This window comes from Pseudomonas sp. P5_B2, from assembly GCF_056400445.1.
This window is the reverse complement of sequence record NZ_JBFULH010000097.1, coordinates 1-12,723: the sequence shown is the minus strand read 5'-3', so window position 1 is coordinate 12,723 and position 12,723 is coordinate 1. Positions and strand designations below refer to the sequence as shown.

The following is a 12,723-nucleotide window of genomic DNA, read 5'->3' as shown; positions in this document are numbered from 1 at the left end:
AGGGACCGCCGGCATGGGGAATCGCGGTGGTCAGTTCGGTGAAGCTGAAGATGAAGCAGGTGTACATGGTGGCGACCATGAACGAGGTCACTAGAAAGCCCAATGTCCCTGCGACGCCCCAGCCGTAACTCCAGCCGAAATACTCACCGGAAATCACCAGCCCGACAGCAATGCCCCACAGGTGCAACGTGCCGAGTGTGGGTTTGAGTTGTGTGTTCATGCAGTTGCTCCCTGAACGGTTTGGATTGCTCAGGGGAGGGCGTGTGCAGTGGGCGTGCCAGTGTAGTGACAGCAGTCGTAAAGGGTAAAAACGTGTCGTATCGGGAATGTTCGCTGCTGAATGCGCGGTTTTTGTGCGCCAGTTCAGAGCGTTGCTGCCTGTAACGCCGCYTTCGCGAGCAAGCCCGCTCCCACATTCGATCTTCGTTGTCTGGATTGAACACTGTTGAATGTGGGACCGGGCTTGCTCGCGAAGAGGACAGTCCAGCCAACACAAAACCACGCTGCAACGCCCGCATAAACACACTCTTTACGCTTTCTTTATGCCCCGCCCACACCCTCGATCTCGTTACTTTACAGCCTCCCTGCCGACAATGGCTCCACACGCGGCACTGCGCCGCAATACGGAGAACTTCCATGAGCGTTCTGGACGGAGTGTCACTGCTGCTGGCAGTGGGGCTGTTCATTTATCTGTTGGTTGCGCTGTTGCGCGCGGACCGGAACTAGGAGCGGCTATGCACAGTTATGACTATTGGCTGATCCTCGCGTTTTTCGCGGTGGTGATGGTCCCGGCGCCGTTTCTCGGGCGCTTCTACTACAAGGTCATGGAAGGTCAGCGCACCTGGCTGACGCCGATTCTCGGGCCGGTGGAACGCGGCTGTTATCGCGTGGCCGGCGTTGATCCGCAGGCTGAACAGAGCTGGCAGAAATACACCCTGGCTTTGCTCGCCTTCAACCTCGCGGGCTTCTTGCTGTTGTTCGCGATCCTGATGTTCYAGGATCACCTGCCACTCAATCCACAAAACCTGCCGGGTCAGGAGTGGACGCAAGCGTTCAATACTGCCGTCAGCTTCATGACCAATACCAACTGGCAGTCCTACAGCGGCGAAGCCACCCTGAGCTACCTGAGTCAGATGGTCGGCCTCACCGTGCAGAACTTCGTCAGTGCCGCCACCGGCCTCGCCGTGTTGGTAGCCCTGTGTCGCGGTATCGGTCGCAAGTCGAGCAAAACCCTCGGCAACTTCTGGGTCGACATGACCCGCGCCACCCTCTATGGCTTGCTGCCGCTGTGCCTGCTGCTGGCGCTGTATCTGGTCTGGCAGGGCGTGCCACAAACCTTCGCGCAGTACGTTAACGCGGTAACCATGCAGGGCGTCGATCAAGTGATCCCGCTCGGCCCGGCCGCCAGCCAGATTGCGATCAAGCAACTGGGCACCAACGGTGGTGGCTTCTTCGGCGTCAACTCGGCGCATCCGTTCGAGAACCCTACGGCGTGGAGCAACCTGTTCGAGATGGCGTCGATCATCCTGATCCCGGTCGCCCTGGTGTTCACCTTCGGCCATTACGTCAAAGACCTGCGTCAGAGCCGCGCGATCATCGCCTGCATGCTGGCGCTGTTTATGATTGGCGGCGCGACCTCGCTGTGGGCCGAGTACCAACCGAACCCGACCCTCAACAACGTCGCCGTCGAACTGACCGCGCCGCTGGAAGGCAAGGAAGCGCGCTTTGGCACCACCGCCACCGTGCTCTGGTCGGTGACCACCACGGCTGCGTCCAACGGCTCGGTCAATGGCATGCACGACAGCCTCAACCCGCTGAGCGGCATGGTCGCGCTGGTCAACATGATGGTCGGCGAAGTGATTTTCGGCGGCGTCGGCGCCGGGCTCTACGGCATGTTGCTCAACGTGTTGATCGCGGTATTCCTCGCCGGCCTGATGATCGGCCGCACCCCGGAATACCTCGGCAAAAAACTGCAAGCCAGGGAAGTGCAACTGCTGGTGGTGACCCTGCTGGTGATGCCGGTGGGCGTGCTGGTGCTCAGCGCGATTGCCGCAAGCTTGCCCGGCCCGGTCGCGGCGGTGAGTAACCCTGGCCCACACGGTTTCAGTCAATTGCTGTACGCCTACACCTCGGCCAGTGCCAACAACGGTTCGGCATTTGCCGGGTTCGGTGCCAACACCGCGTTCCACAACCTGATGCTCGGTCTTGGCATGTTGATCGGCCGGTTCGGTTACATCCTCCYGGTACTGGCGTTGGCCGGCAGCCTGGCGATGAAGAAAGCCGCACCGATCGGCCAGAACAGTTTCCCGACTCATGGCCCGCTGTTTGTGACTTTGCTGACCGTGACCATTTTGCTGGTGGGTGGTTTGACCTTCTTGCCGACGCTGGCGCTGGGGCCGATTGCTGAACATCTGAGCATGGCTGCCTTTTGAATAAGGAGCTAAGGAATCCATCATGAATATGCCTGTAAGCAAAACCGCCGTCGTCAAGGCGCCGGAACAACCAAAAACCGCGATCTCGGCCCTCTGGCGCCCGGCGCTGGTGCAAGCCTTCGTCAAGCTCGACCCACGGCAATTACAGCGTGCGCCGGTGATGCTGGTGGTCGAGCTGACTGCGATCCTGACCACCGTGCTGTGCTTCATTCCCGACAGCGCCGTGCCGACTTTTGTCGCCGCGCAAATCGCGCTGTGGTTGTGGTTCACCGTGCTGTTCGCCAACTTCGCCGAGGCCTTGGCCGAAGGTCGCGGCAAGGCTCGTGCCGACAGCCTCAAGGCCGGTAGTGAAGGCTTGAGCGCCCGTCGCCAAACCGCTAACGGCACGTTCCAGGTGGTGCCGGCGACCAGCCTGCGCAGGGGTGATGTGGTCCGCGTCGAAGCGGGGGAAATGATCCCCGGTGACGGCGAGGTGATTGAAGGCATCGCGGCAGTCAACGAAGCAGCGATTACCGGTGAGTCCGCGCCGGTGATTCGTGAGTCCGGAGGCGATCGTTCGGCCGTCACCGGCAACACGCGTCTGGTTTCCGACTGGCTGCTGGTAAAGATCACCGCCAACCCTGGCGAGTCGACATTGGACCGCATGATCGCCCTGGTCGAAGGCGCCAAACGCCAGAAAACCCCGAACGAAGTCGCACTCGACATCCTGCTGATCGGCCTGACCCTGATCTTCCTTCTGGTGGTCGTTACCCTGCAACCGTTCGCCCACTTCGCCAATGGCAGCCTGCCGCTGGTGTTCCTGGCGGCATTATTGGTCACGTTGATTCCGACCACCATTGGCGGTTTGCTGTCCGCCATCGGTATCGCCGGGATGGACCGTCTGGTGCGACTGAACGTGATCGCCAAGTCCGGCCGTGCCGTGGAAGCGGCGGGGGACGTACACGTCTTGCTGCTGGACAAGACCGGCACCATCACCTTCGGCAACCGTCGTTGTACGGCGGTTCATGCGGCACCGGGTGTCACCGCCAGGGAACTGGCCGAGGGCGCGTTGTTCGCCTCTCTGGCCGATGACACGGCTGAAGGTAAATCCATCGTCGAGTACCTGCGCGGCACTCAACCACAACCAGAACCCGCCACCGAATTGCTGACGGCGGTACCGTTCAGCGCTGAAACCCGCCTGTCCGGTGTCGACTGTCAGGGCCGTGTGTATCGCAAAGGCGCGGTGGATTCGTTGCTTGCTTTCGTCGGYCTGAAACGTGCCGACCTGGCCGCACCATTGTCCCGGGAAATCGACAAGATTGCCCAGAGTGGCGGCACCCCCTTGCTGGTCTGCGTCGACGGTAAATTGCTCGGCGTGATTCACCTCAAGGACGTGGTCAAGCCCGGCATCCGTGAGCGTTTCGCCGAACTGCGCAAATTGGGGATTCGCACGGTCATGGTAACCGGCGACAACCCGCTGACCGCCGCCGCGATTGCCGCCGAAGCGGGCGTCGATGATGTGCTGGCCGAAGCCACGCCGGAGAAAAAACTGGCGCGCATCCGTCACGAGCAAAACGACGGTCGCCTGGTCGCCATGTGCGGAGATGGCGCCAATGATGCGCCGGCGCTGGCTCAGGCGGACGTCGGTATGGCGATGAACGACGGCACGCAAGCGGCGCGCGAAGCGGCGAACATGGTCGACCTCGACAGCGACCCGACCAAGCTGCTGGACGTGGTGCAGATTGGCAAGGAATTGCTGGTGACGCGCGGTGCGCTGACGACGTTTTCCATCGCCAACGACGTGGCCAAATATTTCGCTATTTTGCCGGCGCTGTTCGCTTCGATCTATCCGCAACTGGGCGTCCTGAACGTCATGCACCTGAGTAGTCCGCAGAGTGCAATTCTGTCGGCGATTGTGTTCAACGCCTTGATCATCGTCGTGCTAATTCCGCTGGCATTGCGTGGCGTGCGGGTGCAGGCCGCGAGTGCTGCGGCGTTGCTGCGGCGCAATTTGTTGATCTACGGATTGGGCGGGATTGTGGTGCCGTTCGTGGGCATCAAGGCGATCGACATGCTGTTGACCGCGTTGCATCTGGTTTGACCCTGGCGAGCGCTTCGCGCTCGATCGCGGGCAAGCCTTGCTCCTACAGGGTTTGAGTGTTCCCAAAGCCGTGACGACGCCAACCCGTAGGAGCAGAGCTTGCTCGCGATGAATACAAAACGGTGCACCTGATATTTGTTATCCGAATTCGAGGATTTTGAAATGACCACAATGATACGTCCGGCCTTGAGCCTTTTGGTCCTGATGACCCTGATCACCGGCGTCGCCTACCCCTTGGTGGTCACCGGTGTCGCCCAGGTCGCGTTCCCGGATCAAGCCAATGGCAGCCTGGTGCGCGATGCCGACGGCAAGGTTCGTGGCTCGTCGCTGATTGCCCAGGATTTTGTCGGTGACGCCTGGTTTCATTCACGCCCATCGGCTGGTGCTTTTGCCACAGTGTCGAGCAGCGCGAGCAACCTGTCGCCGAGCAATCCGGCATTGGCCACTCGGGTGATCGACGATGCCAACAAACTGCTCGTGCCGGGGCAGGGACCAGTGCCTTTGGCGATGCTTACCACCTCCGGCAGCGGCCTCGATCCGCACTTGCCACCGGCGGCGATTGCCTATCAACTGGCGCGAGTGGCCGCCGCGCGTCATCTGCCGGTGGCGACCCTTCAACAGTTGCTGGATGCGCACATCGAGCAGCCATTGGTGGGGCCGCCGGTGGTGAATGTGCTGGCGCTGAATATCGCGTTGAAAAACCTGTAGATCGGGGGTGCTGCCTTCGCGAGCAAGCCCGCTCCCACAGGGGAATGCATTCAAAAATGTGGGAGCGGGCTTGCTCCCGAAGGCGGCAGAACAGTCACCCCATTAACATCCGAACAATGAGAGCAAATATGAGTGACTCCGGCCGCGCCGACGCGCTGTTAGCAGACCTGCCCCGCGATGGCCGTGGCCGGCTCAAGGTTTTTCTCGGTGCCGCGCCCGGTGTCGGTAAAACCTACGCCATGTTGCAGGCCGCTCACACCCAACTGCGCCAGGGCGTGAAAGTCATCGCCGGTGTGGTGGAAACCCATGGCCGCGCCGAAACCGAAGCACTGCTCGGCGGCTTGGCGCAACAGCCGCTGGTGCGCTCGGAATACCGGGGCGTGATGCTCGAAGAAATGGACCTCGACGGTCTGCTCACGGCCAAACCGAAATTGGTGTTGGTGGACGAACTGGCCCACAGCAACGCCCCCGGCAGTCGCCACGCCAAGCGCTGGCAAGACATCCAGGAATTGCTCGCCGCCGGCATCGACGTGTTCACTACGGTCAACGTCYAGCACCTGGAAAGTCTCAACGATCAAGTGCGCGGCATTACCGGTGTGCAGGTGCGTGAAACCTTGCCGGACTGGGTCCTGCAAGAAGCCTACGAACTGCTGCTGATCGACCTGCCACCGCGCGAACTGCTGGAGCGTTTGCGCGACGGCAAAGTCTACGTGCCGGAGCAGGCGCGGGCGGCCATTGACGCGTTTTTCACCCAGACCAACCTGACCGCTCTGCGCGAGATGGCGATGCAAACTGCCGCCGCTCAAGTCGACAATGACCTGGCCCAGGGTTATCGCCAACTCGGTCAGGCGGCGCCAGCGGTGCGTGGTCGCCTGTTGGTCGGTGTCGATGGCGATGCTCAGGCCGAGCGTCTGGTGCGTCACGCCAGTCGCGTCGCTCAGCGTCGGCATTTGCCGTGGAGCCTGGTGCATGTCGACAACGGCAGCGTGCGTGACGAGCAATCGCGCCTGCGCCTGCAAAGTGCCCAACAATTGGCCGAACGCCTCGGTGGAGAAGTAGTGTTGTTGCGCGCTGGCGAAGTCGCGAAAACCCTGATCCAGCACGCCGCCGAACGCCGGGCCAGTCTGGTGCTGGTCGGCCAGTCGCGGCAGCGTTTGCGTCGGCGCCTGTTCGGCGGTGGTTTGGCGTCACGCCTGCTGCGTGATGCGCGCGGGCTGGAGATCAACGTCCTCGACAGCGATCAACTGCCGCATCAACCGCGCCAGCGTTCGACTCAGTCGCTGGTGTGGTTCGACTATGCGCTGGCGGCAGTGGCGACGGTGTTAGCCAGTGCGTTGGCCTGGGGCGTGGCGAGTATTTTGCCGCTGCCCAACATCTCGCTGGTGTTCCTCGCCGCCGTGTTGCTGGTGGCGGTGCGCAGTAGTCTTGGCCCGGCGCTGGCCTGTGCGGCGCTGTCGTTTTTGACCTATGACTTCCTGTTCATACCACCGAATTTTTCCTTCAGCATCCAGCGCGAAGAAGACGTGTTGACCTTGCTGTTCTTCCTGCTGATGGCGGCGCTCACCGGCAACCTCGCGGCCCGGCAACGCCGGCAATTAGAGGCGCTGCGTGACACCCAGGAAGAGACCAGCGAATTGCTCGACCTGTCGCGCAAACTGACGGCGGCCACCGATCGTCAAGCCGTGGTCAGCGCCGCCGCCCAGCACCTCAACGGCTGGAGTGACTTGCAGTTGTGCCTGCTCAATCAAGACGGGCAGGGCGGCTGGAAAATTGAAACCGGTGGCCCGCTGGAGTTTTCCGAAGCCGAACGCGCGGCCGCCGATTGGGCCTGGCAACACGACCAACCGGCGGGCGCGGGCACCGGCACCWTGCCGTTGGGGCGTTGGTGGTGGTGGCCGTTATCAGTGGAAGACGGGCCATTGGCGTTGCTCGGCGTGTGCGCTAAAGAAGGCCGGACTTTGAGTGGCCAGCGTCGACGTTTGTTGACCGCGTTGAGCCAGCCGCTGGCCCAGGCGCTGGCCCGTGCGCAACTGGCCGAAGACCTTGAAGCGGCGCGGCTGCACGGCGAAACCGAGCAACTGCGCAGCGCACTCTTGGCCTCGGTGTCCCACGACTTGCGCACGCCTCTGACGTCTATGCGCGGCAGCATCGATAGCCTGTTGGCCCTCGGCGAGGCCATCCCGCTGGAGGATCGCCGCGAACTGCTAGAAGGCACGCGGGACGAAGCCGAGCGCCTGGATCGCTACATCCAGAATCTGCTGGACATGACCCGCCTCGGTCACGGCGCGTTGAAGCTGGCGCGTGATTGGGTATCGCCGGCCGACATTGTCGGCAGTTCACTCAATCGACTGCGCGCGGTGCTGGCGCCTCTGCAGGTCAGCACTGACGTGCCGCCAGAGTTGCCGCTGCTGTTTGTCCACGCGGCGCTGATCGAACAGGCACTGGTCAACGTAATGGAAAACGCCGCGCGATTTTCACCGGCCCATGGACGTCTGCAATTGCGCGCCGGGGCCGATGACCGCGAGCTGTTTTTCTCGGTGAGCGATGAAGGTCCGGGCATTCCGCAGGAGGAGCGGGCGAAGATTTTCGACATGTTCTACACCGCTGCGCGCGGTGATCGGGGCGGCCAAGGCACCGGACTCGGGCTGGCGATCTGTCAGGGGATGGTGGGCGCGCATGGCGGACGGATCAGCGTTGCCGACGGCATTGAAGGACGTGGGACCTGCATCACGCTTCACTTGCCTTTGCAGGAACAACCTGCTTTTGAAAGTGAACGCTGAAAGTGAAGCCTGATACCCTTTGGACCTCTCCATGCGGCGATCGGACACCATGAGCCAGACTGCGACCATTTTGGTCATCGACGATGAACCGCAAATCCGCAAATTCCTGCGCATCAGCCTGGTCTCCCAAGGGTACAAAGTGCTGGAGGCCGGCACCGGCACCGAAGGCCTGGCGTACGCGGCGCTGAACAAACCGGATTTGCTGGTGCTTGACCTCGGTTTGCCCGACATGGACGGCCAGCAAGTTCTGCGCGAGTTTCGCGAATGGTCGACGGTGCCGGTGCTGGTGCTGTCGGTGCGTGCAAGCGAAGGGCAGAAGGTTGAAGCACTGGATGGTGGCGCCAATGACTACGTAACCAAGCCCTTTGGCATTCAGGAATTTCTGGCACGGGTGCGCGCCTTGCTACGACAAGCGCCAGTGGGTGAGGCTCAGCAAGCGGCGCTGACGTTCGGCCCGTTGACGGTGGACCTGGCTTACCGGCGGGTGTTGCTCGATGGCGTCGAAGTGGCTCTGACGCGCAAGGAGTACGCGGTGCTGGCACAACTGGCGCGGCATCCGGGGCGGGTCATTACCCAGCAGCAACTGCTCAAGGATATCTGGGGGCCGACCCATATCGAGGACAGTCATTACCTGCGGATTGTGGTGGGGCATTTGCGCCAGAAGCTCGCGGATGACCCGACTCAACCCCGGTTTATCGTGACTGAGGCGGGGGTTGGGTATCGGTTGCTGAGTGAGGGCAGCCTTTAGTTCTTCGTCGCCTGATCTGGCGATTTCGCGAGCAAGCCCGCTCCCACATTTCACCGAGTTCATTCAATGAGAATGCCGTCGAATGTGGGAGCGGGCTTGCTCGCGAAGGGGCACTTCGATTCACCCGAGAGCTTCAGGAATCCCGCTCATTCTCATACCGATCCAACGTATCCCGCGCAATCTCCCGACCCAGCGCGATCAACTCAGGTGCCTTGTAAAACTCGAAAAACCGGCACACCCGCTTCGGCACGTTGATCAAAATATCCGGCGGATAGCCGGCGATTTTGTACTGCGCCAACGAAGTTTGCATCACCTCGAAACTTTGGTTGATGAGGTCCAGCAAAGACGCCGGCCCAACGTTGTCGATGATGAACGATCCCGTGGCCGACTTCGGCGCACCTTCGCGTTCAGGGGCAGCGGCGGGTTGCTGGGCTTCGGGGTCGGCAGATTCGATCCAAGGATTGATGTCAGCCGCTTCTGCCATCAACGCTTCCTTTTCCAGCAGAAGCAATTTTTCCGCCTGATTGCGGCGGAACGGCATCTTCGAACCCAGTGAGTTGATCAAACTGTCGAAACGGCTTTTGAAGGCCGCCGGGCGCTGGATCACCGGCATTTGATAGTGGCGTTGGTTGGTTGAGTTGAGGTTGACCGCGATGATCAGGTCGCAATGACTAGACACCACTGGCACGATCGGCAACGGGTTGAGAATGCCGCCATCCACCAGCATCCGGTTGCCCTGCATCACCGGGGTGAAGAGACTGGGGATCGCCGCCGAGGCGCGCATGGCCTGGTGCAGGCAGCCTTCCTGGAACCAGATTTCCTGCTGGTTGGTCAGGTCCGTGGCTACCGCCGTGTAGGGAATGCGCAGGTCTTCAATATTGATTTCGCCGACGATCTTGCGGATTTGCCCGAAGACTTTTTCACCGCGAATGGCGCCAAGCCGAAAGCTGACGTCCACCAGACGCAACACATCGAGGTAGTCCAGGCTCTCGATCCAGTCGCGATATTCGTCGAGTTTGCCGGCGGCATAAATTCCGCCAACCACCGCCCCCATGGAACAACCGGCGATGCAGGCGATGTCGTAGCCGCGCCGTTCGAGTTCTTGAATGACACCGATATGGGCATAACCTCGGGCTCCACCAGAGCCCAGTACCAGTGCGATACGCTTTTTCATGAATCGCCCTCGTCTGACAAGGTTCAACAATGCACCCATCGAGGGGCGGGCTTCAATCGCCAAGGTCGTTCGATGGGCCGAGTGCGTCGTTTTTTCGACACTCCATGGCGGCAGTGGCTATTCTTGCGCGCGCTATAGTGAGTTTGCTTAGTGCGGCCAAGGCACTTTTCACCCGCCGGGCCGTCTTACCTGCATGATTGTTGACCTAACTTGAGGTGGTATTGATGAAAGCCTGGATTTGCGTACCTTTGATGGCTCTGGCGCTCGCCGGTTGTGCCGGCAAAACGGCTTACCGCGAGAGCTGCGGTAGCCAGATTGACGCCGCGTGGCGTGAGCTAGACTTGGCCAAGGCCGAAGGTTTCGCCGGGACTGTCAGCTACTCCAAGGCCTTGTCGTTGTTGACCGGCGCCAAGACCCAGCAACAATTCGAAGCTTACGAAGGCTGCACCAGCAAGGCCGAGAAAGCGCGCTTCTATATTCGTGAGTCTCGTGCCGGCCGTTGAAGCATCCTATAGGCAACAGGGACACTCGATTCAGGGAGCAAACGATGTCTGATTTGGTTGATCGGTTGGTGGCTCATGTTCTGGGTCTTGAAGTCCGCTTGTTGGCCTGTCAGGCACGTTTGAGTGCCCGCACTGACCCTGAGGCATTGCACGAGCTGCGCACCACGGTTCGCCGTTTGCGCAGCCTGTTGCGACCCTTGCGCGGCCTTCCCGGCGTGGAACAGGTGGAGGTGGCAGCGGCTCGCGTTGGCGAGCTGACCACGCCGCTGCGTGATCGCGAAGTGCTGGCGGGCTATTTGCTTGAGCACGGTCAACCCGAAGCCGCGCACTGGCGCATGGTGCAGATGGCTCAGGCGTATCCGGCGGTGGCGGCGAGTCCCGAGCTGGCGCAGTTGATGATGATCTTCGATGCCTTCCCGCGTTTTTTGCGCGCCTCTCAACGTCAGGGGTTGCTCAAGGGCTTGCGCAAGCGTATTGAAAAACGCCTTGGGAAGCAGTGGAAAAAACTCGACGTTGCGCTGCACGATCCGGCCCATGACCGCCACCGTTTGCGCCTGCTGATCAAGCGTGTGCGTTATGGCATTGAAGCCTATCCTGAACTGGACCGTTTGCCGAAGGCCGCCTTGACCCGATTGAAAGCGGCTCAGAGCGCTCTAGGTGATTGGCACGACAGTTGGCAATGGCTGGCCAGGGCTGTTGAAGAGCCAGATTTGCTGCCTTGTGTCTCTGTCTGGAAAACCACGTTGGCCGATGCCGAAACCCGCGCTGACCGCGTTCTCGACAAGCTCAGCGCCACTTGCTTCAAATCCTGAAAACACCACATTTATTTTGTGTTGGATGAGGATTCGTATTCCAAAGCGGGCGCGGCTCATCTGTCAGTGCTTTTGGCCGGAATAAGTGCTGTGTCGACGTCGCTGGCTGGTTAAGATCCCTCTCTACTTTTCCCATCTCTGAGGTTTTCATGCGCTTTTGCGATTTGCTCGACGCCGTCCGCCGGCAACCGCTGGAGCTGTCTATTCCGGCCGGATGGGCGCAGGGCCGCGCCAGTTTCGGTGGCTTGGTGGCAGCGTTGCAATATGAGGCCATGCGCGCAAAAGTCCCGGCAGACCGGCCGGTGCGTTCGCTGGCGATCACCTTTGTCGGTCCTGTCGAGCCAGAGGTGCCTGTCAGCTTTGAAGTCGATGTGTTGCGCGAAGGTAAAGCCGTCAGCCAAGTGCTGGGCCGGGCGATGCAGAAGGGGCAAGTGGTGACGTTGATCCAGGGCAGCTTCGGTGCGTCAAGGCCCTCGGAAGTGTCGGTGACGGCCGAGCCAGCACCCGAAATGAAGCACTGGGAGGCGTGCCAGGATTTGCCCTTCATCCCGGGCGTGTTGCCGGAATTCATGCAGCATCTGGCACTGCGTTGGGCTGTCGGTGGCATGCCGTTTACCGGCAACAACTCCCGAGAGATGGGCGGCTGGGTGCGTTTGCGTGGGGATGTGAAAGAAGAGGCTGTCACAGAGGCGCATATCCTCGCGCTGGTGGACGCTTGGCCACCCTCCTTGTTGCCGCACCTGAAAAAAACGGCGATGGGCAGCACGCTGACATGGACCATCGAGTTCGTCCAGCCGCTGCTGGCGTTAAGCACGCTGGACTGGTGCAAATACCGGGTGGAAACCGAACACGCCGCAGACGGCTATGGTCATGCGGCCGCCAAGTTGTGGAGCGCGGACGGTCAGTTGATCGCCATCAGCCGGCAGACGGTGACGATTTTCGGCTGATTCAGTGGCGACGGTGGCGCTCACGCCAGGCACGCCACCAGCCGCCACTCAGGAAAAACCGTGGGAACGTCAGGAACTGCTCGACCAGCAAGCGTGACACCGCATCTTTGCGATCACTGAACGGCTCGGAGGCTTGCTCCTCCAGCTTGTGACCGTGGCGTTGCAGGCCCAGCGCAGCGAGCAGGCCGACCACGCCGATGGCGATGTTCGCGAGGCTCAGACTGAACACCCCGGACACCATCAGCAGAAACGCCACTATGAACAGCGGCACGGCGATCAGGTGCAGCACCAGGTTGGTCGGGTGCTGATGATTGTTCGGGTACGCTCGCCATTGCCAGGCGGGCAGGTTGGGGTGTCGTTTGCCCATGTTGAAACTCCTCAATCCGGGTTGACCTGATGATTGAAGAATAGGCGGGGTGAGGGCGGGCGGCGAATCGAGGTTGGCTATCGGGATGATAGGTCGGGATTGATGTTGGTCGGGCTGACGCCTTCGCGAGCAAGCCCGCTCCCACATTTGATCGAGTTCATAAAGTTGAATG

11 protein-coding genes and 1 pseudogene are annotated in these 12,723 nt (G+C 61.0%); 9 read left to right on the top strand and 3 right to left on the bottom strand.

Annotated features, from left to right (window positions below; all coding sequences use genetic code 11):
• Positions 1-220 (bottom strand): annotated as a pseudogene (locus AC1DRJ_RS11225) (ethanolamine permease); the annotation flags it as partial.
• A gap of 416 nt (positions 221-636) precedes the next feature.
• On the opposite strand from AC1DRJ_RS11225, the gene kdpF reads away from it, so the two are divergent.
• The 6 genes from kdpF to AC1DRJ_RS11195 all read left to right on the top strand — a co-directional run bounded on the left by kdpF (position 637) and on the right by AC1DRJ_RS11195 (position 8,748).
• Positions 637-726, top strand: coding sequence for a K(+)-transporting ATPase subunit F (gene kdpF, locus AC1DRJ_RS11220; RefSeq protein ID WP_007899818.1), 90 nt, complete (start codon positions 637-639; stop codon positions 724-726).
• Between the two features lie 8 nt (positions 727-734).
• Positions 735-2,432 (top strand): potassium-transporting ATPase subunit KdpA, encoded by a 1,698-nt coding sequence (gene kdpA, locus AC1DRJ_RS11215; RefSeq protein ID WP_477802194.1) that lies wholly within the window; start codon positions 735-737, stop codon positions 2,430-2,432.
• 22 nt (positions 2,433-2,454) lie between these two features.
• Positions 2,455-4,512 (top strand): potassium-transporting ATPase subunit KdpB, encoded by a 2,058-nt coding sequence (gene kdpB, locus AC1DRJ_RS11210; protein WP_477802193.1) that lies wholly within the window; start codon positions 2,455-2,457, stop codon positions 4,510-4,512.
• Positions 4,513-4,674: 162 nt separating this feature from the next.
• A complete protein-coding gene (kdpC, locus tag AC1DRJ_RS11205) occupies positions 4,675-5,220 on the top strand; it encodes a potassium-transporting ATPase subunit KdpC (RefSeq protein WP_477802192.1) in 546 nt (181 codons plus the stop codon).
• Positions 5,221-5,348: 128 nt separating this feature from the next.
• Positions 5,349-8,000, top strand: a complete 2,652-nt coding sequence (locus tag AC1DRJ_RS11200) for a DUF4118 domain-containing protein (protein ID WP_477802191.1) — start codon at positions 5,349-5,351, stop codon at positions 7,998-8,000.
• 49 nt (positions 8,001-8,049) lie between these two features.
• Positions 8,050-8,748 carry a response regulator gene (locus AC1DRJ_RS11195; protein ID WP_477802195.1) on the top strand — a complete coding sequence of 233 codons (699 nt, stop codon included), beginning with the start codon at positions 8,050-8,052 and terminating at the stop codon, positions 8,746-8,748.
• 133 nt (positions 8,749-8,881) lie between these two features.
• On the opposite strand, the gene AC1DRJ_RS11190 is transcribed toward AC1DRJ_RS11195, so the two are convergent.
• Entirely contained in the window at positions 8,882-9,922 is a 1,041-nt protein-coding gene (locus tag AC1DRJ_RS11190; protein ID WP_477802190.1) for a patatin-like phospholipase family protein, read from the bottom strand.
• A 224-nt stretch (positions 9,923-10,146) separates the two neighbouring features.
• Here AC1DRJ_RS11190 and AC1DRJ_RS11185 point away from each other — a divergent pair, with 224 nt between their 5' ends.
• From AC1DRJ_RS11185 to AC1DRJ_RS11175, 3 genes are all read left to right on the top strand, one after another.
• Positions 10,147-10,425, top strand: a complete 279-nt coding sequence (locus tag AC1DRJ_RS11185) for a hypothetical protein (RefSeq protein ID WP_007943603.1) — start codon at positions 10,147-10,149, stop codon at positions 10,423-10,425.
• A gap of 44 nt (positions 10,426-10,469) precedes the next feature.
• Positions 10,470-11,237 (top strand): CHAD domain-containing protein, encoded by a 768-nt coding sequence (locus AC1DRJ_RS11180; RefSeq protein WP_477802189.1) that lies wholly within the window; start codon positions 10,470-10,472, stop codon positions 11,235-11,237.
• A gap of 149 nt (positions 11,238-11,386) precedes the next feature.
• Positions 11,387-12,184, top strand: a complete 798-nt coding sequence (locus AC1DRJ_RS11175) for an acyl-CoA thioesterase (protein WP_477802188.1) — start codon at positions 11,387-11,389, stop codon at positions 12,182-12,184.
• Between the two features lies 1 nt (position 12,185).
• Here AC1DRJ_RS11175 and AC1DRJ_RS11170 read toward each other — a convergent pair whose 3' ends face one another.
• On the bottom strand, positions 12,186-12,551 hold the full coding sequence (locus tag AC1DRJ_RS11170) for an Mpo1-like protein (RefSeq protein ID WP_477802187.1): 366 nt from the start codon (positions 12,549-12,551) through the stop codon (positions 12,186-12,188).
• Between the last annotated feature and the right edge of the window lie 172 nt (positions 12,552-12,723).

What these genes read in the sequence shown, in the direction of transcription:
- AC1DRJ_RS11190 (WP_477802190.1), bottom strand. Translation starts at nt 9,922, where the DNA reads ATGAAAAAGCGTATCGCACTGGTACTGGGCTCTGGTGGAGCCCGAGGT.
- AC1DRJ_RS11170 (WP_477802187.1), bottom strand. Translation starts at nt 12,551, where the DNA reads ATGGGCAAACGACACCCCAACCTGCCCGCCTGGCAATGGCGAGCGTAC.
- AC1DRJ_RS11185 (WP_007943603.1), top strand. Translation starts at nt 10,147, where the DNA reads ATGAAAGCCTGGATTTGCGTACCTTTGATGGCTCTGGCGCTCGCCGGT.
- kdpC (WP_477802192.1), top strand. Translation starts at nt 4,675, where the DNA reads ATGACCACAATGATACGTCCGGCCTTGAGCCTTTTGGTCCTGATGACC.
- AC1DRJ_RS11175 (WP_477802188.1), top strand. Translation starts at nt 11,387, where the DNA reads ATGCGCTTTTGCGATTTGCTCGACGCCGTCCGCCGGCAACCGCTGGAG.
- AC1DRJ_RS11195 (WP_477802195.1), top strand. Translation starts at nt 8,050, where the DNA reads ATGAGCCAGACTGCGACCATTTTGGTCATCGACGATGAACCGCAAATC.
- kdpF (WP_007899818.1), top strand. Translation starts at nt 637, where the DNA reads ATGAGCGTTCTGGACGGAGTGTCACTGCTGCTGGCAGTGGGGCTGTTC.
- AC1DRJ_RS11180 (WP_477802189.1), top strand. Translation starts at nt 10,470, where the DNA reads ATGTCTGATTTGGTTGATCGGTTGGTGGCTCATGTTCTGGGTCTTGAA.